At 63.9% G+C, this 20,319-nt stretch carries 21 protein-coding genes; 9 read left to right on the top strand and 12 right to left on the bottom strand.

What is annotated here, in order from left to right; translation table 11 throughout:
• Positions 1 to 4: 4 nt before the first annotated feature.
• Together CATRI_RS00415 and CATRI_RS00410 are read right to left on the bottom strand one after the other, a co-directional pair.
• The gene (locus CATRI_RS00415) at positions 5 to 1,357 is read right to left on the bottom strand and encodes an aspartate aminotransferase family protein (RefSeq protein WP_290218594.1); all 1,353 of its coding nucleotides are present in this window, start codon (positions 1,355 to 1,357) and stop codon (positions 5 to 7) included.
• A gap of 71 nt (positions 1,358 to 1,428) precedes the next feature.
• Entirely contained in the window at positions 1,429 to 2,172 is a 744-nt protein-coding gene (locus tag CATRI_RS00410; RefSeq protein ID WP_290218591.1) for an SDR family oxidoreductase, read from the bottom strand.
• Between the two features lie 12 nt (positions 2,173 to 2,184).
• Between CATRI_RS00410 and CATRI_RS00405 the strand changes: the two genes are divergently transcribed.
• Positions 2,185 to 3,597, top strand: coding sequence for a succinic semialdehyde dehydrogenase (locus CATRI_RS00405; protein ID WP_290218589.1), 1,413 nt, complete (start codon positions 2,185 to 2,187; stop codon positions 3,595 to 3,597).
• Here the strand turns inward: CATRI_RS00405 and CATRI_RS00400 are convergent.
• Positions 3,594 to 3,773 (bottom strand): Rv0909 family putative TA system antitoxin, encoded by a 180-nt coding sequence (locus CATRI_RS00400; protein ID WP_290218586.1) that lies wholly within the window; start codon positions 3,771 to 3,773, stop codon positions 3,594 to 3,596. The genes CATRI_RS00405 and CATRI_RS00400 overlap by 4 nt on opposite strands.
• Positions 3,774 to 3,850: 77 nt before the next feature.
• Between CATRI_RS00400 and CATRI_RS00395 the strand changes: the two genes are divergently transcribed.
• The gene (locus tag CATRI_RS00395) at positions 3,851 to 4,780 is read left to right on the top strand and encodes an alpha/beta hydrolase (RefSeq protein WP_290218584.1); all 930 of its coding nucleotides are present in this window, start codon (positions 3,851 to 3,853) and stop codon (positions 4,778 to 4,780) included.
• A gap of 131 nt (positions 4,781 to 4,911) precedes the next feature.
• Here the strand turns inward: CATRI_RS00395 and bsaP are convergent, their stop codons facing one another.
• Together bsaP and bioB are read right to left on the bottom strand one after the other, a co-directional pair.
• Positions 4,912 to 5,151, bottom strand: coding sequence for a biotin synthase auxiliary protein BsaP (gene bsaP, locus CATRI_RS00390; protein WP_290218582.1), 240 nt, complete (start codon positions 5,149 to 5,151; stop codon positions 4,912 to 4,914).
• Positions 5,152 to 6,147, bottom strand: a complete 996-nt coding sequence (gene bioB, locus CATRI_RS00385; protein ID WP_290218578.1) for a biotin synthase BioB — start codon at positions 6,145 to 6,147, stop codon at positions 5,152 to 5,154. It abuts the gene before it with no gap.
• Positions 6,148 to 6,241: 94 nt separating this feature from the next.
• Between bioB and CATRI_RS00380 the strand changes: the two genes are divergently transcribed.
• Together CATRI_RS00380 and CATRI_RS00375 are read left to right on the top strand one after the other, a co-directional pair.
• On the top strand, positions 6,242 to 7,570 hold the full coding sequence (locus CATRI_RS00380) for a M20/M25/M40 family metallo-hydrolase (protein ID WP_290218576.1): 1,329 nt from the start codon (positions 6,242 to 6,244) through the stop codon (positions 7,568 to 7,570).
• Positions 7,571 to 7,599: 29 nt separating this feature from the next.
• Positions 7,600 to 8,262, top strand: a complete 663-nt coding sequence (locus CATRI_RS00375) for a lipocalin family protein (RefSeq protein ID WP_290218574.1) — start codon at positions 7,600 to 7,602, stop codon at positions 8,260 to 8,262.
• On the opposite strand, the gene CATRI_RS00370 is transcribed toward CATRI_RS00375, so the two are convergent.
• Positions 8,259 to 9,443: an MFS transporter gene (locus tag CATRI_RS00370; RefSeq protein WP_290218571.1), complete on the bottom strand. Its 1,185-nt coding sequence runs from the start codon at positions 9,441 to 9,443 to the stop codon at positions 8,259 to 8,261. The genes CATRI_RS00375 and CATRI_RS00370 overlap by 4 nt on opposite strands.
• Before the next feature lie 102 nt (positions 9,444 to 9,545).
• Here CATRI_RS00370 and CATRI_RS00365 point away from each other — a divergent pair, with 102 nt between their 5' ends.
• From CATRI_RS00365 to CATRI_RS00345, 5 genes are all read left to right on the top strand, one after another.
• Positions 9,546 to 10,574 (top strand): ABC transporter substrate-binding protein, encoded by a 1,029-nt coding sequence (locus CATRI_RS00365; RefSeq protein ID WP_290218568.1) that lies wholly within the window; start codon positions 9,546 to 9,548, stop codon positions 10,572 to 10,574.
• 18 nt (positions 10,575 to 10,592) lie between these two features.
• Positions 10,593 to 12,203, top strand: a complete 1,611-nt coding sequence (locus CATRI_RS00360; RefSeq protein WP_290218566.1) for an ABC transporter permease — start codon at positions 10,593 to 10,595, stop codon at positions 12,201 to 12,203.
• A gap of 5 nt (positions 12,204 to 12,208) precedes the next feature.
• Complete coding sequence (locus tag CATRI_RS00355) at positions 12,209 to 13,252, top strand: ABC transporter ATP-binding protein (protein ID WP_290218564.1); 1,044 nt, start codon at positions 12,209 to 12,211, stop codon at positions 13,250 to 13,252.
• A 58-nt stretch (positions 13,253 to 13,310) separates the two neighbouring features.
• Positions 13,311 to 14,063, top strand: a complete 753-nt coding sequence (locus tag CATRI_RS00350) for an SGNH/GDSL hydrolase family protein (RefSeq protein ID WP_290218563.1) — start codon at positions 13,311 to 13,313, stop codon at positions 14,061 to 14,063.
• 132 nt (positions 14,064 to 14,195) lie between these two features.
• Positions 14,196 to 15,167 (top strand): Abi family protein, encoded by a 972-nt coding sequence (locus tag CATRI_RS00345; RefSeq protein ID WP_290218561.1) that lies wholly within the window; start codon positions 14,196 to 14,198, stop codon positions 15,165 to 15,167.
• 133 nt (positions 15,168 to 15,300) lie between these two features.
• Here CATRI_RS00345 and CATRI_RS00340 read toward each other — a convergent pair whose 3' ends face one another.
• The 6 genes from CATRI_RS00340 to CATRI_RS00315 are packed head-to-tail and all read right to left on the bottom strand — an operon-like array spanning position 15,301 to position 20,259.
• Positions 15,301 to 15,516, bottom strand: coding sequence for an OB-fold domain-containing protein (locus CATRI_RS00340; RefSeq protein WP_290218560.1), 216 nt, complete (start codon positions 15,514 to 15,516; stop codon positions 15,301 to 15,303).
• 4 nt (positions 15,517 to 15,520) lie between these two features.
• Entirely contained in the window at positions 15,521 to 16,678 is a 1,158-nt protein-coding gene (locus CATRI_RS00335) for a thiolase domain-containing protein (RefSeq protein ID WP_290218559.1), read from the bottom strand.
• Entirely contained in the window at positions 16,675 to 17,328 is a 654-nt protein-coding gene (locus tag CATRI_RS00330) for a CoA transferase subunit B (protein WP_290218557.1), read from the bottom strand. The genes CATRI_RS00335 and CATRI_RS00330 overlap by 4 nt, the downstream gene beginning before the upstream one ends.
• Before the next feature lie 3 nt (positions 17,329 to 17,331).
• On the bottom strand, positions 17,332 to 18,036 hold the full coding sequence (locus CATRI_RS00325) for a CoA transferase subunit A (protein ID WP_290218554.1): 705 nt from the start codon (positions 18,034 to 18,036) through the stop codon (positions 17,332 to 17,334).
• 12 nt (positions 18,037 to 18,048) lie between these two features.
• Entirely contained in the window at positions 18,049 to 18,807 is a 759-nt protein-coding gene (locus CATRI_RS00320) for a 3-hydroxybutyrate dehydrogenase (protein ID WP_290218552.1), read from the bottom strand.
• A gap of 21 nt (positions 18,808 to 18,828) precedes the next feature.
• Positions 18,829 to 20,259, bottom strand: coding sequence for a GntP family permease (locus CATRI_RS00315; protein ID WP_290218549.1), 1,431 nt, complete (start codon positions 20,257 to 20,259; stop codon positions 18,829 to 18,831).
• Positions 20,260 to 20,319: the final 60 nt, after the last annotated feature.

Below are 20,319 nucleotides of genomic sequence, written 5' to 3'. Positions count from 1 at the left end.
CAGGCTATTCCGCGTATTTGGCCAACCCGCTAAGCGCCTCGTCGATGATGTCGAGGCCGCGGACGAGGTCTTCTTCGGTGATGGTCAGCGGCGGGGCGACGTGGGTGCGGTTCATGCCGATGAAGGGCCACAGGCCGGCCTTTTTGCAGGCCGCGGCGAACTCGTTCATCGGCTGCAGGTCCGCGCCCTGGGCGTTGTAGGGGACGAGTGGTTCACGGGTATCTTTGTTCTTCACCAGCTCGATGGCCCAGAACATGCCGAGGCCGCGGACATCACCGACGATGGCGTGTTTGTCTCGCATGGCCTCCAGGCGGGGGCGGATGACGCGCTCGGCGAGGTCGTTGACGTGATCGAGCAGCTGTTCTTCCTCGAAGACCTGGAAGGTAGCCACGACCGGAGCACAGGCCAGGGGGTGCCCGGAGTAGGTCAGGCCGCCGGGGAAAACCCGATCGACGAAGGTGTCATAGATGGCATCCGACATGATGACGCCGCCGAGCGGGACGTAGCCCGAGTTGGATCCCTTGGCGAAGGTGATCAGGTCCGGGGTCACGTCGAAATTGTCCACCGTAAACCACGTGCCGCAGCGGCCGAAACCGACCATGACCTCGTCAGCGATGAAGAGGATGCCGTACTTTTCACACAGCGCCTTGAGCCCCTGGAGAAACCCGGCCGGCGGGACGATGACACCCATGCCACCGACGACGGGCTCCATGATGATCGCCGCGATGGTGTGCGAACCTTCCAGCACGATCTGCTGCTCAAGGTGGGCGAGGGCCCGTTCGCACTCCTGCTCTTCCGACTCGGACCAGAACGGCGACTGGTAGGTGTAGGGCCCCATGAAGTGGACGACCCCGGAATCGGTGTGGCGGTTGTTGAAGCGGCGCGGTTCGCCAGTCAGGGTGATCGCGGTGGCGGTCGCGCCGTGGTAGCTGCGGTAGGCGGCCATAATCTTGTCTCGGCCGGTGTGCATGCGCGCCATCTTCACGGCATTCTCCACCGCCTCTGCCCCACCGTTAGTGAAGAAGACGTGGTTGAGGCCCTCCGGCGCGACCGAGGTAATCAGGCGCGCAGCTTCCGAGCGGGTGTCATTGGCAAAGGCTGGCCCGATGGTACACAGGGTCGCCGCCTGATCCTGGATCGCCTTGATCAGCGTGGGGTGCTGGTGACCGAGGTTGACGTTGACCATCTGGGAGTTGAAATCGAGGTATTCGTTACCGTCGAAGTCCCAGAAGGTGGCGTTCTTCCCGCCCGCCACAGGCACCGGGTTGAGCGCCCCTTGGGCGGACCAGGAGTGGAATACGTGCGCGCGGTCGAGGTCGAAGGCCCGCTGGCCTTGTTCTGGGGTGTGCTGTGCCATCGGTCATCCTCTTTCTTCTGGGGTTGTTGACCTACCCTAACGCCTCCACCTGCTCGGCGTCCCGGGGTTTCCTAGCCCGCGAGAAAACGGGTGAGGAATGCCGCCACTCGGCCGGGCACGAGCTTGCGGGCGATGGCCAGTGACTTGTCCAGGGGGGACACCCCGTAGTGGATTCGGCCGCGCGCCCAGCGGCCCTCGGCCGTCGCGGCCGCCCAGACGGTGTCGGCGACTTGTGCTGGGCTGATGCGCACTCCCAGACGGTGAGAAGTGGCCGCGCCGACCGTCGCCAGGTTTGTTTTTGCCCACAGCGGCATGATGTCCACGACCCGGACCCCGTCCCCGCGCCACTCCAAGTTGAGCGCCTCCGTCAGGCCCGAGACGTAAAACTTCGATGCTGAGTACACGGCGATACCGGGCTGGCCGTAGATGGCCGCGGCCGAGGACATGTTGATGAGCGTGCCACCGCCCGTGAGGTACGGGTGGGCTGCCCGCGCACCCAGAGTGACGCCAAGGCAGTTCGTAGCAATCAGCTTTTCTACCTCCGCGGCGGAAGCCGCGGCCAGCGGACCGTCGACGATGATGCCGGCGTTGTTATCGACGACGTCGATACGCCCTCCCACCTGCCCCGCGAAGTCGGCCAAGGCGGCGTCCCAGGAGTGGGCATCACGGACGTCGATAAGCCCGGCGATGACCTCCGTGGACCAGGTGACCGGCGAGATGTCGTAGGCGCCGACGGTCCACCCGGCGGCGAGGAATCGCTCGGCGACCGCACGGCCGATTCCGGTGGACGCTCCCGTGATGAAGATATTTGGCATACCGTTGATCCTATGGAAGCCAGCGAAGTCCAGAGTGTTTTTGCTCGAGCCCGGCGCGCTCAAGCCCAGTGGGCGTTGTCCCCGGTGCACCGGCGCCGCGAGATCATGCTCCGGCTGCACGACCTCATCCTGGAGAACCAAGTCGAGCTCATCGACCTCGTCCAAGCCGAGACGGGCAAGTCTCGCTCCAGCGCATTCGACGAGGTCATCGACGTCGCCCTCACCGCGCGCCACTACGCCTACCGCGCCGGCCACCTGCTGCGCACTAAGCGGGTGCGAGGTGCGCTGCCGGTGCTCACGCACACGACGGTGCAGCGGTCCCCGCGGGGCGTCGTCGGCATCATTGCCCCCTGGAACTACCCCCTCAGCATGGCGCTATCCGACGCCATCCCGGCGCTGCTGGCCGGCAACGCCGTCGTGTTGAAGCCCGATGAGAAGACCACCGGCACCGCCGTCCGCGGCCTCGAACTGCTGGAGGAAGCGGGCCTGCCCGGCGAAGTGATGCAGGTCGTGCCCGGCCCAGGCTCCACCGTCGGGCAGGAAATCGTCGCGCAGTGCGATTACCTCATGTTCACCGGTTCCACCGCCACCGGCCGGAAGCTCGCGGCGCAGGCCGGCGAGCGACTCATCGGCTACTCCGCCGAGCTGGGCGGCAAGAATCCGCTCATCGTCTGCGCGGACGCGGACATCGATAAGGCTGCCCACGGCGCGGTGCAAGCGTGTTTCTCCAACACCGGCCAGCTGTGCATCTCCATCGAACGCATCTATGTCCACGAGGCCGTCGCGGATCGCTTCCTCAGCCGCTTCCTCGCCCTGGTCAACGACTTCCGCCTCGGCCACGGCTGGACCGACGACGTCGGCTCGCTCATCTCCGCCGAGCACCTCGCGCGCGTCAACGAACTGGTCGAAGACGCCATCCTTCACGGCGCCCGCGTCCTCGCCGGCGGCCGGCCCCTCCCGGACCTCGGGCGGACGTTCTACGCCCCCACCGTGCTTATCGACGTCCCCCCTACCGCACGCCTGCATACCGAAGAGGTCTTCGGCCCCGTCGTCTACGTGGAAAAAGTTGCGACCGTGGACGAGGCCGTGGCCAAGGCCAACGACTCGTCCTACGGGCTCAGCGCCTCCGTGTGGGGACGCGAGCTCACCGCCCGCGACGTCGCCTCCCGCCTCGAGGCCGGCGCCGTCAACATCAATGACGGCTTCGGCGCTGCCTGGGCCTCGCTCGACGCCCCCATGGGCGGATGGAAAGACTCGGGCCAAGGCCGCCGTCATGCCGACGAAGGGCTGCTCAAGTACACGGAATCGCGCACCATCGCAGCCCAACGCCTCATGCCCCTTAACGGGCCGTCGCTTATTTCCCGGGAGCGCTACACCTCGCTGCTAAGCACGGCATTGCGCCTGGGCAAACGGGTGTTGCGCTAGTTCTTGTCGCCCAGCTTCTCGTCCACTGCTTCGCGAGCCGAACGAATCTTCTCCGCCTTATCCTCGCCGAGCGTGTCGGTAGCGAACTTCTCCACCTTGTCCAGCACCTGGTCAGTGCTCTCCTCGTTGTTGAGGAACTCGTTTGCCTTCGCCTTAGCCTTGTCAATGAAGCTCATGGTTTTTCCTTTCGGTAGTTTGCTAGACCTTTCCCACTTAATCTACCCCGGAATGCCCATGGAATATGCTCGGATTTATGCTCGCCCGCACACCTTTTGATGCCGAGTTAATCGCCCTCCTCGGCGCGGAACCCCCATCCACCCTCGATGCTTCCTCGCTTGCCGACGCCCGCGCCGCCATGGCCACCCCATCCTCCGCCGTCTTGCCCGTGGCCGACTCCCTCGGACTGGTGCATGAGACGGTCGCCGGTCCCGTGGAGATGTCCCTATTTCGAACCGCTGACCTGCGCGATGATGCGCCCGTCTTCCTATGGATTCACGGCGGCGGCCAGATCATGGGCACCCGCTTCAACGACATCGTCGACTACGAATTCCTGCCCCTCATCGCCGACCTCGGTTTTCTCATGATCACCCCCGAGTACCGGCTCGCCCCGGAACACCCCGGCCCAGCAGGAGTCGAGGATTGTTATTCGGCGTTGCGGTGGGCAGCAGAGAACTATCCCGGCCGACGCATCATCGTCGGCGGGGTCTCCGGGGGCGGCGGCCTGGCAGCCGGCACCTGCCTGCTCGCGCGCGACCGTGGCGAGGTGACCGTCGATTCCCAGCTGCTAGTCTGCCCCATGCTCGACGATCGTCACGTCACCCCCTCCTCTCAGCTCTTCGCCGGCGCCGATGCGCGCATTTGGCCTCGGGAAAAGAGCGAATTCGCCTGGGATGCGGTGCTCGGCCCGGGCCACGAGACCCGCGATATTTCCCCATACCTCGCCCCCGCCCGCGCCTCTGATCTCTCAGGGCTGCCTCCAACATTCATCGACGTCGGCGGCTCTGAACTCTACCGCGACGAGTGCATCGCCTACGCCGCACAACTACTTGCCAGCGGCGTCCCCACCGAACTGCACGTCTGGCCCGGCGGCTACCACGTCTTTGATGCGGTCTTCCCTACGGCTGAGTTGTCCCGCCGTGCGCGCTTTGCGCGACGGGAGTGGCTGCGCTGGCGGCTGAGTTAGGGGGCTAGTGCCAAAATTCTCTAGAATGCGCGGGGCGGAATTTTCTGACCTGGGGAAACGCTTGGTCATACGATTCATTCTAGAGAATTTTGGCACCCCACCCCGTGATCGCGACGCCCTGATCGCGACGTTTAGCGATCCAGCAGCGTCGAATCCAGCTCCCCGTGACGCGAACACTCTGCGTGCCAGCCGGTAGGCCGAATCTGCACCTTCATTCGGCGACCACAGAGCTGGCAATAGCGCGGCGGCTCGAGGCCGGCGGCCGCGCCAACCGAGAGCGGCCGCTCCTCATCGATGCCGATCTCCGCGCCGGTGTTGGGATGAAACACCGGAGCCTCGCCAGTGAAGACAGCGGCGGCGAGTTCGTCCATCTAGATAACCTTGCCCACGACCTTGATCGGGATGCGCAGGCCCTCGAGCATGTCGAGATCATCTTCCTGCGGACGACCAAGCGTGGTCAGATAATTGCCGACGATGAGCGCATTCGCCCCGCCCTTGAGACCCTGCTCGACGCCCAGGTCACCGAGGGTGAGCTCGCGTCCACCACCGAAACGCAGGGTGGCCTTGGGCATGGCCAACCGCAGCATGGCGGTGGCCTTGAGGGCTTCGGCGGCGTCGATAAGCGGGCGATCCGCGAACGGTGTGCCGGGGCGCGGGTCGAGGAAGTTGATCGGGACCTCCTCCGGCGCGAAAGCGGCGAGCTGCACGGCGAACTCGGCACGCTGGGCGAGGGACTCACCCATGCCAAGGATGCCGCCGGAGCAGACCTCAATACCGGCCTCGCGGATGAGCTCGAGGGTGCGGTGGCGCTCATCCCACGTGTGGGTGGTGGCGACGCGCGGGAAGAAGGAGCGCGAGGATTCGAGGTTGTGGTTGTAGCGCTTGACGCCGGCCGCCTTAAGTCGATCGACCTGCTCCTTGGTGAGGATGCCCACCGACACGGAGACGTGGATATCTACCTCGGCGTAGACGGCGGCGACGGCCTCTTCCAGCTGAACCATGAGGCGCTCGTCGGGGCCCTTCACGGCGGCGACGATGCAGAATTCAGTGGCGCCGGACTTCTGGGTCTGCTTCGCTGCCTCGACCAGCTCAGCGATATCAAGCTGGACGGAACGCACCGGGGATTCGAAGAGACCGGACTGCGAACAGAAGTGGCAGTCCTCCGGGCAGCCGCCGGTCTTGAGGGAGATGATGCCTTCGATCTCCACTTCCTCTCCGCACCAGCGCAGGCGGACCTGGTGCGCGAGGTCGAGGAGCTCGGGCAGCGCCTCATCGGGCAGCTCGAGAATGGCGAGGAGTTCAGCTTCGGACAGGCCTTCGCCCTTTTCGAGGGCCACGGCGCGGGCGGTGTCGAGGATGGTGGTCATTGGTCGTCAGTCTCCTAGGGCTTGAACGTTGTTCAAACAGTGTAGTCTTTGCGGTTGAACGAAGTTCAGACCAGGGTCTGAGTAAGTTGGACGCATGGCTCTTTACGAAGACACCCTTAGCCTCCTGCGCGAACTCATCCGCAATGCGTGCGTGAATGATTACACGCCGAGTTCCGGTCAGGAGGTGCGCAATGCGGATACGTTGGAGCGTTTTTTCGCTGATACTCCGGGCGTGACCATTGAGCGTTTCGAATCGGCGCCGGGTCGCGTAAGCATCGTCGTTACCCTGCCGGGCACCGATCAGGTTGCTGAGCCGTTGACATTGCTCGGCCACACCGATGTTGTCCCGGTCGACGTTGATCGGTGGACAGTTGATCCTTTCGGCGCGGAGATCCGCGAGGGTCGCCTGTATGGCCGCGGGGCGATGGACATGCTGTTTATCACCGCCACGCAGGCTGCTGTGCTTCGCGATGCCGCCCGTACCGGCCGCCCCACCGGCACCCTGACGTTCGTGGGCGTCGCCGATGAGGAGTCGCGCGGCACGCTCGGTGCCAAGTGGCTCTCCGAGGAACATCCGGAGGCGTTTTCCTGGCGGAACTGTCTCTCCGAAACTGGTGGTTCGCATCTGCCGATCGCGGACGGTTCCGATGCCCTCGTCCTCGTCGTCGGCGAGAAAGGTGCAGCTCAGCGCCGTTTGCACGTGTCTGGCGATGCCGGTCACGGCTCGAACCCGTACGGGCGGGAGTCGGCGATCGCGAACATCGCCGAGGTGGCACGTCGCATTTCGCTTATCGACGTCCCCGTCTCCCAGGACCCCCTGTGGCAGGGCTTCGTGCGTGCGTTCCGCTTCTCCCCCGAGGTGGAAGAGTCCCTGTTGGCGGGCACCGACGATACAGCCTTCGAGCATTTCGGCGACCTCAAGCGCTACGCCCACGCCCTCTCGCGGTTGACCATCTCGCCGACGATCCTGCGCGCGGGTTCCGCGATCAACGTCCTGCCCTCGTCGGCGACCTTGGACTTGGACATCCGCCCGTTGCCCGGTACGACTCAGGATGATGTGGACGCCATCCTCACCGAAGCCCTGGGCGACTTGGCTCCGAGCGTGCGCATCGAGCGGCTCATCTCCGAACCTGCCACGGTGTCCCCCACGTCCGGCCCGCTGTTTGATGCCCTCATCGACACCTTTGACGAGTTCTTCCCCGGTGTGCCCGTCATTCCGACCGTCGCCGCCGGTGGATCTGACCTGCGTTTTGCCCGCCAGCTTGGGGGCACGGGCTACGGTTTCGCTCTCCACGCCCGCGAACGCACCTTGGGCGATGTTTTCCATCTGCTCCATCACCACGACGAGTACATTGAGCTGGAAGACTTGGACCTCACGGTGCAGGCTTACCGCTCCCTGGTGCGCCGCTTCTGTGGCGTCTAACAGGCACCCGACAACTGAAAGGCTTGACCATGCGATCCATCCGCACGACCCTGCTCGCCCTGGCCACCACCGCCCTTCTTCTGCCTGGCCTCACCTCGACCGCCATCGCCCAGGACATCACCGATGGCGGCCGCCTCCTCGGCGGTTCCTCCAACCTCGTGCCCCAGGGTTCCAGCGGCGCCCCCGAGTTGTCCCAGGTCGAGCACGTGGACCCGGAGCGCTACATGGGCCTGTGGTACCAGGTCGCCGCCATCCCGCAGCCCTTCACTCTGCAGTGCACCCACGACACGACCGCGGAATATGCGCTCATCGACGACTCCACCGTCAGCGTTCGTAATTTCTGCGGCTCCCACTTCAGCTCGGACTCCGCCATTGAGGGCACCGCGACGATCCGCGACACCGACACCAATGCTTCCCTCCGCGTGAACTTCCCCGGCGTGCCCTTCCAGGACGACAACGGCCCGGTCAACTACCGCATCACTTACCTGGCCGAGGATTACTCCCTGGCCATCGTCGGTGATCCGCAGCGCCGCTCGGGCTTCGTGCTCAGCCGCACCCAAAGCCTCAGCGCCGAGCAGTGGTCGCTGGTGAACCAGACGGTGAGCAACCGGGGATGGTGGCCGTGTGCCTTCCTCACGGTGCCGATGGCCGAAGGCCGTCGCGACGTGGCACCGGTGTGCACGCTGGGTTAGGCGCGGCGTCGTAAAGCAGCCGTGAACACGGTGACGGCGGTGATGAGGACGAGGACCATCCCCGCCATCGCTGGCATGCCCAGCATGGACACGACCGGCCCGGCGACGACCCCGCCGAGCGCGCCGGTGAGGTTCATGAGCAGGTCACTGCGCCCCTGCAGGCCCGCCTTGTACTCCGGCGGGGCCGCCGTGGCCACCACCGCCGAGGACCCCACGAGCGTCGCCGACCACCCCAGCCCGAGCAGCGCCAGCGCGACCACCACAATCTTCTCGTTGCCCGCCCAGAACACCAGAAGCAGAGCGGATAGCAGCGTCATTCCCACCCCCAGCAGCATCGTCTGCCTGGCCCCCACCGTGTCCGCGAGGTAACCAAACACCGGCGCCAGGCCGAACATGCCGCCGACGTGGAAAGAAATCGTCAGCCCGATGAGCGTGAACGACGCCCCGTGCGAGTGCATGTGCACGGCGGTCATCGACATGATGGCGATCATCGCGAAGTGACTAAACGCATTCGTCACGATCGCCGACATCACCACCGGATGCTCCGCCAACTTCACCTTCGGCAACGACGTCGCCCGCGCCGCCACCGGTGCCGGCTGCGGCCTAAGCATCACCTGCAGCACCAGGATGGCGATCCACTGCGCCGCAATGCACACCACGTACGCGCCGGCGAAATTCGCCAGCCCCAGCGCCGCACCCAGGGTCTCCGTCGGGCCGAAAAGATTGGGCCCGAGGACCGCGCCGATCGTCGTCGACCACACCACCAGCGATATATCGCGCCCCTTGTGCTCATCGCTGGCAATATCCGCAGCCGCGAACCGCGACTGCAGGTTCATCGCCACCGCCGCACCGAGGAAGAAAAACCCCACCAACAAAAACCCAAAGATCCGGGTCTGCGCCCCCAACATCGCCGACAAGGCACCCACCGAACCCAGCGCCAAACCAGTGCTTAACGACGCCCTCCTCCCCCGCCGCTCCACAATCCTCGCCAACGGCACGGCCCATAGGCCCGCGCCGATCGTGGTCACGGTCGACGCTGCCCCACCCCACGCCGGGCCCGCAATATCCGCGGCCAGGATCGCACCCATAGAAAAAGTAACGCCATGTGCCAGGCCAGCCATGATCTGGGCGATCATGAGGGCAGTGAGCACGCGGCGCCGGGAAGCGACGATTTCGGCCATGGGGCTACCCTAGTTGGCTGCGAGTCATTCGTGCTGCGCGCTGAGGCGAACCGTGGGAGTCTATGAGGGTCAAAATCGTCGCCCCAGGAAAAGAGAGCCGATATGTCCACTCGCCGCCTGCTAGCAACCGCACTCGGTGTCGGTGCTTCCGCCGCTTTGTTCGTCGCCTGTGGCGAACCTTCCGAAGGTACCTCCGAAGTTGCCTCCGCTGAGGTCACCACCATTACGGTCTACACCTCGGAGCCCGAAGAAAAGGTCGACGAGATCAATGCGGCATTCGAGGCCGCCAACCCGGACATCAAGGTCTCGGTGTACCGCGCTGGCACTGGTGACCTCAACGCGCGCATCGCAGCAGAGAAGCAGTCCGGGAGCATCGAGGCCGATGTGCTGTGGGCGGCCGACGCCGCAACGTTTGAAAGCTACAAGGCTGAGGGCGACCTGGCTACCTTGCAGGACGTGGATACCAGCGCACTCATCGACGAGGCCAAGGATGCCGACAACACCTACGTGGGCACCCGCATCATTCCCACAGTTATCGCCTACAACACCTCCGTTATCGAAACCGCTGATGCCCCGCAGTCGTGGGCAGACCTCGTTGATCCGAAGTATGCCAACCAGCTGGTCCTCCCCGACCCGGCTGTCTCCGGTGCGGCCGCTTTTAACGCCTCGGTGTGGAAGAACGATTCACAGCTCGGCGAATCGTGGATCACTGCGCTGGGAGAAAATCGCCCGATGATCGCCCAGTCGAATGGCCCGACCTCCCAGGAGATCGCCGGCGGTGGTCATCCGGTGGGCATTGTCGTCGATTACCTGGTGCGCGACCTGGCAGTGGCGGGCTCGCCGATCCAGGCCGTCTACCCCACCGAGGGTGCGCCGTACATCACGGAACCAGCGGGCGTGTTCTCCACCTCGACAAAGAAGGAAGCTGCGGAACGCTACATCAACTTCTTGCTCTCTGAGGAAGGGCAGAAGATCGCAGTCGAGCAGGCCTACCTCCCGGTGCGCGAGGACGTGGGCACCCCGGAGGGCACCCCGCCGCTAGCTGATATCGCGCTGATGACCCCGAATCTGGCAGTGGTTACCGCGGATAAGGAAGCAGCCGTAGCATCCTTCCAAGCGGCCATGAACTAGCAGCTACCGAAGTTTTTCATGCGCCTTTTCTCTTCCCTCTCCTTGGCGCGCGGCGGCGTGTGGCTGATCGTCCTGGGGTTGTTCATCACTCCCTTGGCGCTCGTCATTGGCCTGGCGCTGGGAGGAAATCACCTCCCCACTCTGCTCGATCAGGGGCTCGGGACCGCAGTGCGGAATTCGTTTTACACCACCCTCGTCTCTGCGGTCGGGGCGGTCATCATGGGCACGACCATTGCTGTGGTGCTGGACCGCACTGATGCTCGCGGCGTGGCAGCCCTCCGGTTGCTGTTGCTCTCCCCGCTGCTCATTCCCCCATTCATTGGGGCGATCGCGTGGTTGCAGCTGTTTGGCCCAAGTCAGGGCATCAACCGCATCTTCGGCAGGGAGATCTGGAATATCTACGGTGCGGATGGGGTGACGCTGCTGCTCATCGTGCATTCCTACCCAATCGTCTACGTCATCATCTCTAGTGCCCTTCGCTCGATCCCCTCGGATATTGAGCAAGCGGCACGGATCAGCGGCGCCACCACCGGCACTGTCATTCGCACCATCACGCTGCCCCTCCTGCGGCCCGCTGTCCTCTCGGCGTTCACGCTGACGGCGGTGGCGAATCTGGCGGACTTTGGCATTCCCGCGCTGCTGGGTTCACCGGCGCGCTTCGAAACCCTGGCGACGATGATCTACCGGTTCATGGAATCCGGGACGGTGAGCAACCCCCTGCAGACTGTCTCCACCATCGGCGTTGTCATCCTTTTCCTCGGTATTGCGGCTGTCATGGCTGATCACCTCGTATCCCTGCACGCGGCCTCGTCGAAGTTGCACGACACGGGTGAGCCCCTGCGCTTCCAATTGGGAGCCGCCCGCTGGCCCGTCACCGTCGTGAGTTGGCTGGTCGGCCTCGCCATTACCCTCGGACCGCTGCTCGGACTGGCTTACCGCGCCCTGCTGCCTGCGCCCGGCGTGCCGTTCACGTGGGAGACCATCTCCCTGGAGAACTTCCGCCGCGCCATGGTGAACCCGCGGGTGATCGAAGGCCTGAGCAACTCCGTCGTCTTGGCGGTGGGAGCGGCGCTCATCTGCGGCGTCCTCGGTTGGTTCATCGGCGTGTTGGTCACCCGGACCCAACTCTTCGGCAACACGGCACTGACCTTGACCATCTTGTTGCCCACCGCGCTTCCCGGCCTCATCATCGGTGTTGGTTGGCTCATTCTGGGCCGCTACACCGGTATCTACAACACCATGTGGGTGATCCTCGGCGCCTACGTCTGCGCCTTCACCGCGATGGTGTTGCAGGCAGTGCGCGCGCCATTGCAAGGCACTCCCCTGGCGGTGGAGGAAGCCGCTCGCATCAGTGGCGCCGGGCGCCTGCGAGCGCTCCTCGATACCACCGGCGCGATGGCCATCCCTGCCGCCATCTCCGGGGCGGTACTCGTTGCCGTGACCGCAGTGCGGGAACTGACCGTCTCCATTCTGCTCATCGCCCCCGGCACCACCACCTTGGGCGTTCAAGTGTTCAACCTGCAGCAAGCCGGAAACTACAACCAGGCCTCCGCCCTATCGCTCATGTTCGCCCTCCTTGGCATTGTTGCCTTGTCCCTCACCGTTCGCAGCCCGGCATCCAGGAGCTGATTCCCATGTCCTTTATCGATCTCACTGATGTGACTGTCACGTTTCCCGACGGGACCATCGGACTGGAAAAGGTGAACCTCGAGGTACAAGAACACGAGTTCATCGCGCTCATCGGACCCTCCGGCTCAGGGAAAACCACGCTGCTTCGCACCATTGCCGGTTTCCTCACGCCTTCGCACGGCCAGGTCTCCGTCGCGGGCCGGGATCTCACGCAGGTGCCACCGGAAAAGCGCGGGATGGGCATGGTGTTTCAACAGCATGCGGTGTGGCCGCACATGACGGTGGCGCGCAACGTGGAGTACCCGCTGCGCCGCGCGGGCGTCGATAAGCAACGTCGACAGACGCGGGTGGAAAGCGTCCTTGACCTGGTGGGATTGTCGGATTTCGGTGCGCGCCGTCCCGCCAGTTTGTCTGGCGGGCAGCGGCAGCGGGTGGCACTGGCCCGTGCCATCATCACCGACCCCAGCGTGCTGCTTCTTGACGAAGCCCTCTCCGCCCTCGACGAACCCCTCCGCGACAGCCTGCGCCGCGAGCTCGTCGCGCTCACCCGCAGCGCCGGCCTCACCACCATCCATGTCACGCACGATCGCGCGGAAGCACTTTCGATCGCCGATCGCGTCGTTGTGCTTATCGACGGCCGCGTCCAACAGGTCGCCGATCCCGCCACCCTCCTACACCACCCGGCCACCCCGCAGGTAGCCTCCTTCATCGCCGATGCCACTCTGTTGGACGCGGTGGCCGACGGCGGCAGAATCTCCGCCCCATCATTAGGCGTGAGCTGGGCAATCGATGACGTTGATGTCCAAGGTACCCTTGGTTCTGATCTCCGGCTCGCCGTCTTGCCTGCCGCCGTCGACGTCCTGCCGGCTGGTACGCCGGGTGCCATCCCCGCCACCATCGCTTCGGTGCTTTACGACGACGGCGATTACAGCGTCACCTTGGAAACTTCCTCTCAACTGCGCTTTCGCGCCACCATGCGGGGTGAACGCCCCACCATCGGCGATGCCGTGACCTTACGCATCCACTGCCCGTTGGCCTATGGTGCTTAACGTGCGCCTTCCATTCGTTGTGATCCCCGCTGTTTTGTTAGCGAGTTGCAGCGCCCCGGTGCCCAGAGACATCCCCGAAGACATTGGGGTATATGTGGCGCTCGGCGACTCCTTCGCCGCCATGGGCAGCGCCTCAGCCGACACCACCGGGCCGGTTGAATGCTATCGCTCTATCGACAACTACCCGTCCCTCGTGCTTTCCGATCCACTCATCGGTAGCGGCACCGACGCCACCTGCTCCAGCGCCCAGACGGCCGACGTGCTGGCCAACCAGATTGATGCCCTCACCCCCGATACGGACCTGGTCACCCTTTCCATCGGCGGCAACGACATTCGCTTCGGCGACATCGCCACCTGCTTCGCCGACATGATGCGCGGTAGTGGGGTTTCTTGCTCGTCAACACTCAAGGAAACGGTACCTGCGCAGCTGGCCGCACTGCCCGCAGACCTAGACCGCGTCTACGCCGCCATCGACCAACGCAGCCCCGACGCACGAATCATCACGACCGGCTACCTGCCACTACTGAGCAACGACGAAGACTGCGCTCCGCTGGATCGCGTGCCTCGCTTTGAAGTCGCGTGGGCCGTCTCGTTGACGGAGGAGATCAACTCGGTCGTGCGGGATGCGGCGGACAGGCACGGCGCTACGTTCGCCCTCCCCGAGGATGCCTTCGCTCATACCGTCTGCGCCGAACCATCTGAGCGCTGGGCCGACGTCACGGGCGTGGAGACCGATGCCTACCCCATGCATCCGACCCCGCTGGGTCAGAAGGAGATGGCCGCAGCGGTGCTGGCGGAGATCAAGGCTTGACTGCGAAATACTTTCTAGTCAACCCGCCCCTCAACTACGAGTGGACAAGTGGCGAACCGATCGTCTATCATAATGGCAATCATTGAGCCCGCACCCGTACCCACGGGGAGCGGGCTTGATACATTTCTAACCATGACATCTCCTCCCCGCCCCCTGAAAACGTACAAGACGTACGCCCAGCAGATAGCACTGCTTAGCAGCCGCGGCATGATCATCGGAGATCACCAATTCGCCACAAAGTGGCTCCAAGAGGCTGGCTACTATCGGCTAAGCCTTTATACTCATCACTTTCGGGAAACCAATAGTCGCGGGAAGAAAGCAAATCGCTTTAGAAACGGCACTACCTTCGAGGATGTCGTCTCTTTGTATATTTTCGACCGAGAGTTACGGTATAGAGTCTTCTCAGGTATCGAAAAGATCGAAATTGCACTACGTGCCCGCATGGCTTACCACCTCGGATACTACGGCGCCGACGCGCATAAGAATGCAAGTCATTTTCGCTCCAAACCGGAGTACTCGATCCTTCTCAAGACTTTCGATAACCGATTCAAACGTGCCTTAACGAGAAACGACGAGGTCGCAGTACACCATAAAAAGAACTACGGGGGCGAGCTCCCCATCTGGGTTCTCACCGATCTCCTAGATTTTTCTGATTTATCGAAGCTCTTCGCACAATTGAGGTCCGTCGACCAACGAGCAATCGCCAAGGGGTTCGGCCTGAATGATCCGCCAAAGAAGAGAGGCGCAAGGGCTACCAACCTCGCAGGTTGGCTCCACCAGCTTTCACTCGTGAGGAATTTTACCGCGCACCATGCACGTCTTTGGGACAGACAGTTCGGTGCCAAGGACGTGTCCGACGCTGAGCGAGTAAATGGCTATTTTGAGGGATTTGGGCAGACACCTCAATCTACTGACATTTATGGTGTGTTGACGATCATGTCCTTTCTCTTGGAATCAATCGAAGGCCATATTGACTGGGCCCAAGATATGGCGGCATTTCTCACATCTTCTTCCGAATGCCTGCCATCGAAATCACTCGCAGACATGGGCTTTCCCTCTAATTGGAACAGGCTCCACCCATGGTCTCCATCCAGAGCCAAATAATTGCTGTCGGTTTAGAGGCTTGAGAGGATCCCAAATAGTTATCGTACCTTTGGGGCCTAGAATGGTGTATCCGGAGAGGATGGCAGACAAAGTCACATCGAAACCACCTGTTCTCTCGAACGCTAAATAGAGCTCAGTCCCGCAGCCGGTAATAAGCCCCGTGCTCATCCGGTTCTTCGAGCCGGTCGAGTTCATCACCGATGGCGACCTGTCGGCCGTCGGTGTAGCCGGAGACGCGGGCGGTCTCCAGGGTGCCACCCCGGTCGACGATGGCCACGCAGTAGGGGGCGCCGTCGAATCCTTGGGGTGGGGTGCGGACGATGGTGTAGGTAAAGATGGTGGCTGACATGGGTTTACTCTCCCTCGAAGATGGTGACCACGCAGGTGCCGGCGGTGCCACCCAGGTTGTGGGTGAGGCCGGTGTTGGCGGTGGCGACTTGGCGTTCGGCGGCGTCGCCACGCAGTTGTGTGATGATTTCGATGGCTTGGCTGATGCCGGTTGCGCCGATCGGATGGCCTTTGGCTTTGAGTCCGCCGGAGGTGTTGATGGGGATGTCGCCGTTGCGGGCGGTGCGGCCCTCGGCGACGGCGTCGCCGCCACGGCCGGGGTCGAAGAAGCCGAGGTCCTCGGTGTTGATGATCTGGGTGATGGTGAAGCAGTCGTGGACTTCGGCGAGGTCGATGTCGGCGGGGGTGAGGCCCGCTTGTTCGTAGGCGATGGCAGAGGCTTGGCGGGTGGCCTTGAAGCTGGTCTTCGTGGCTTTGCCGTGGAGGGTGAGGGCGTCGCCGCCGTGGCCGGCGCCGGTGATTCGGACTCCTCGCTTGCCGTGGTCCGCCACGGGGTCGGCGGTGAGGACGAGGAAGGCAGCGCCGTCGGTGACCAGCGAACAGTCGTAGAGCCCGAGTGGGTCGGCGATGGCGGGCGCGGATAGTACCTTGTCGATGTCGATCTGCTTGCGCAGCTGCGCATGGGGGTTGAGGAGGGCATTGTCGTGGGATTGGACGGCGACCTGGGCCATCTCGCGGCGGACGTTGCGGTGCTCGTGGAAGTAACGGTTGGCCACCATGGCGAAGATGCCGGGGAAGGTGAGGCCGGAGTGCCCTTCGTAGGTGATGTCCATTGCGGAGGTGAGCGCTTCGGTGACCACGGCGGTGGATTGGTGGGTCATCTTTTCGACACCGCCGACGAGCACGACGTCGTGGATTCCGTAGCGGATGGCCTGGACAGCCTGGTGGAGGGCGAGGCCACCGGAGGCGCAGGCGCCTTCGATGCGGAAGGCGGGGACGTCGATAAGCCCAAGGGTTTCGGTCATGAGGGGGCCGAGGTGGCCCTGACCGGTGAGGGTTTGTCCGGCGAAGTTGCCGATGTAGGCGGCGCCGATGCGGGTGGGGTCGACGCCGGATTCGGTGATGGCCTGGCCTGCGGCGTCGCGGATCATGTCGTGGAGGCCGCGGTCTGGGTACCGGCCCAAAGGTGTTTCGCCGATGCCGGCGACGTAGACGTCTCTCATGAATTCTTCTCCTTGGTGGGGGCGAGCGTGAACGGTCCGCCGGTTTTTTCGCGGATGTCGTCCACGGTGACACCGGGGGCGGCGTCGATAAGCACGAGTGCCCCGTCGACGATGTCGAAGACGGCGAGGTTGGTGATGATGCGGTCCACCACGCCCACGCCGGTGAGCGGGAGGGAACACTTCTCGACGATCTTCGGGGTGCCATCTTTAGCGGTGTGGTCGGTGAGTACGACGACCCGGCGGGCACCGGCGACCAGATCCATCGCCCCGCCCATTCCCTTGACGAGCTTGCCCGGGATCTTCCAATTGGCCAGGTCACCAGAGGCGGAGACCTCCATGGCGCCGAGGAACGCGGCCTTCATCTTCCCCGCGCGGATCATGCCGAAGGAGGTGGCGGAATCGAAGATCGATGCCCCGGGGAGCAGGGTGATGGTCTGCTTCCCGGCGTTGATGAGGTCGGGGTCTTCCTCCCCCTCGTAGGGGCTGGGGCCCATGCCGAGGATGCCGTTTTCGCTCTGGATGGTGACGTTGACGCCGTCGGGAAGGTTGTTGGCAATGAGGGTGGGGATGCCGATGCCGAGGTTGACGTAGTCGCCGTCGGCAAGCTCGCTGGCGGCGATGGCGGCCATGTCGTTGCGGGTCCAGGTCATGGGTCAGCCCTCCTTGAGGGGCGCGTGGGTGGGTTGGGGCCGGGTGACCAGCACTTCGATCTGTGCGGGGATCGTTGCCTGCGTGACGTGGTGGACGAAGACGCTGGGAGTGTGGATATCGTCCGGGCCGAGATCGCCCCGTCCGACGAGATTCTCCGCTTCGGCGAAGGTGATCTTGCCGCATTCGGCAGCGACGGGGTTGAAGTTGCGGGCGGCCAGGCGGTAGCGCAGGTTGCCGTCGGGATCAGCCGTGTGCGCGTGCACGAGGGAGACATCGGCGATGATGGCGCGTTCCTGCACGTAGGTCTCACCATCAAACTCGGCAGTGGGCTTACCTTCGGCAACTTCGGTGCCCACGCCGGTGCGCGTGTAGAAGGCGGCGATACCGGCACCACCCGCGCGCATCCGCTCGGCGAGGGTGCCCTGGGGGACGAGCTCCACGTCGACGCTGCCGTCGAGGTACTGCTGCATGAACAGCTTGTTCTCGCCGATGTAGCTGGCCAGGACGCGGGAGATCTGCCCCGTCTCCAGGAGCCGGCCCAGGCCAACGCCGTCGATGCCGAGGTTGTTGGACACGACGGTGAGGTCCTGCACGCCGGAATCGCGCACCATCTCGATGAGTGTGGCGGGGATGCCACAGAGACCGAAGCCACCGACGGCGAGGGTCATGCCGTCGAAAAGCGAGTCTGTGAGTTTTTGCTCGAACATGGTGGAACCTTTCTAGGAGGCGGTCCAGCCGCCATCGATGGTGTACGCGGCGCCGGTGACCATGCCGGCATTGTCGGACGCCAGCCACGTGGCCAGGGAAGCAACTTCCTCCGGCTCGATGAGCCGTTTGATGCTGGATTTGGTGAGCATGATCTCCGAGATGACCTCATCCGCGTCAATCCCATGGATTGTCGCCTGATCGGCGATTTGCTTTTCGACGAGCGGCGTCCGGACGTAGGCGGGATTGATGCAGTTGGAGGTCACGCCATGTGGCCCACCCTCGAGCGCGGTGACCTTGGAAAACCCTTCAATGGCGTGCTTGGCGGTGACATAAGCGGACTTGAACGCGCTCGCGCGCAGGCCATGCACGGAGGAGATATTGATGATGCGCCCGAAACCGCGCTCGTACATGCCGGGGAGGGCGGCGCGGACGAGCAGGAAGGGGGCTTCGACCATGAGCCGATTGATCAGCCGCCAGGCATCCGGGTCGAATTCCTGGATCGGCGAGATGCGCTGGATGCCGGCGTTGTTGACGAGGATGTCTATGTCGAGCCGGAGATCCTCGAGCGCAGCGGTGTCCGCGAGGTCGGCGATGAACGTGTCGCCTCCCAGTTCATCGGCTAGTTCTTGTGCGGCGTCGGCGTTGACGTCGCAGATGGTGACGTGTGCCCCGGCGGCAGCGAATGCCCGCGCGCAGGCGGCGCCGATTCCGGAAGCTCCGCCGGTGATGAGGGCGCGGCGGCCGGCCAAGGAAATGGTGGTGGTGTTCATGGGTGTGGTCCTCTCGGTGGGTTAGAAGATCGGGGTGAGCGACACCAGGGCAACGAGCGCCGCGACGACAGCGACCGGGATGGCCATGGTGATCACGGCGATGTCCTTGTAAGACTGCTTGTGGGTGAGCCCGCAGACGATGAGCAGGGTGATCACGGCGCCGGAGTGCGGCAGGGTGTCCAAGCCGCCAGCCGCCATGGCGGTGAGGCGGTGCATGACCTCCAGGCTGGTGCCTTCAGCCAAGGCCATGTCGCGCAGATCGTTGCCCAGCGCGTTAAGGGCAATCGTCATGCCGCCGGAGGAGGAGCCGGTGAGACCCGCGGTGATGGAAACCGTGACCACCGAGGTGATGATGGCGTTGGCCCCCATGTTGAACACGGAATCGCGCACCATGGCGAACGCCGCGACGGAGGCAACGACGGCACCGTAGCCGACCTCACTCGCGGTGGAGAACACGGGGAACATGGAGTTCTTCGCGCCCTCCGCCAGGCTGCGCCCGAGCTGGCGACGGTTGCGGAAGTTGAGGGCAACGATGAGCAAGATCGCCGCGATGATGGCCACCAGTACCGCCCACAGGGCAGAGCGGCTGGACAGGGTGATTCCGCCGTACTTCTCCTCAGAGAGGTAGTCCCAGTTGAGGGACGGGAAGATAAACAAGGTGCAGGCGAAGTTGACCACGAAGACGGTCACCAGTGGCAAGAAGGGAACGATGGCGCTTTTCGGCGGGGCGATGGTGGTGCCGCCGGAACCAGAACCGGAACCTGAGTCGAAGCCCGACGCCGCGTCAGCCTCGCCGCCGTTTTCCCGGCTGGAGAAGTGCTCACCCTTGGCTACAAGCTGGCGACGTCGGAACTCCAGCCACCCCATGCCGAGGCCGAAGATGGCCAGCGAGCCGATGAGTCCGAGGGTGGCGCCAGCGAAGGAACCGGTGCCAAAGAACTGACCCGGAATGATGTTCTGCACCTGCGGGGTACCCGGCAGCGCAGTCATGGTGAAGGTGAAAATACCCAGGGCGATGGTCGCCGGGATGAGGCGACGGGGAATATCAGCCACCCGGAAGAGCTCGCGGGCCAGCGGATACATGACGAAAGCGACGACGAAGAGGCTGATGCCACCGTAGGTCATGAGCGCGGAGGTAATGACGGTGGCGGCGATGGCGCCTCGGCCGCCGATGAGCTTGGTCACCGAGGTGGCGATGGCCTTGGCATAACCGGTGATCGTCATGAGCATGCCGAAGATCGCCCCGACCAGGAAGACCGGGAAGAAGCTACTGATGAAGTTGCCCATGGCCGGCATGAAGATCTGTGTGTAGGCGGGCAGAATCGGCGCACCGGAGAAAATCAACGCGACGACCGCGGCTAATGGGGCGGCGATGATGACCGGAACGCCGCGATACGCCAGCGTGATCAGCATGACGAGGGAGAGCAGGATGCCGATGATTCCGAGGACCACGGGAGCCTCCTTGTGATGAACGGGTGGCAGGGCCACGAGAGGACGGGGATTCGCCCACTC

This window comes from Corynebacterium atrinae, from assembly GCF_030408455.1.
GTDB lineage: Bacteria > Actinomycetota > Actinomycetes > Mycobacteriales > Mycobacteriaceae > Corynebacterium > Corynebacterium atrinae.
Note: the sequence above shows the minus strand (reverse complement) of the source record. Positions and strands in the feature narration are given on the sequence as shown.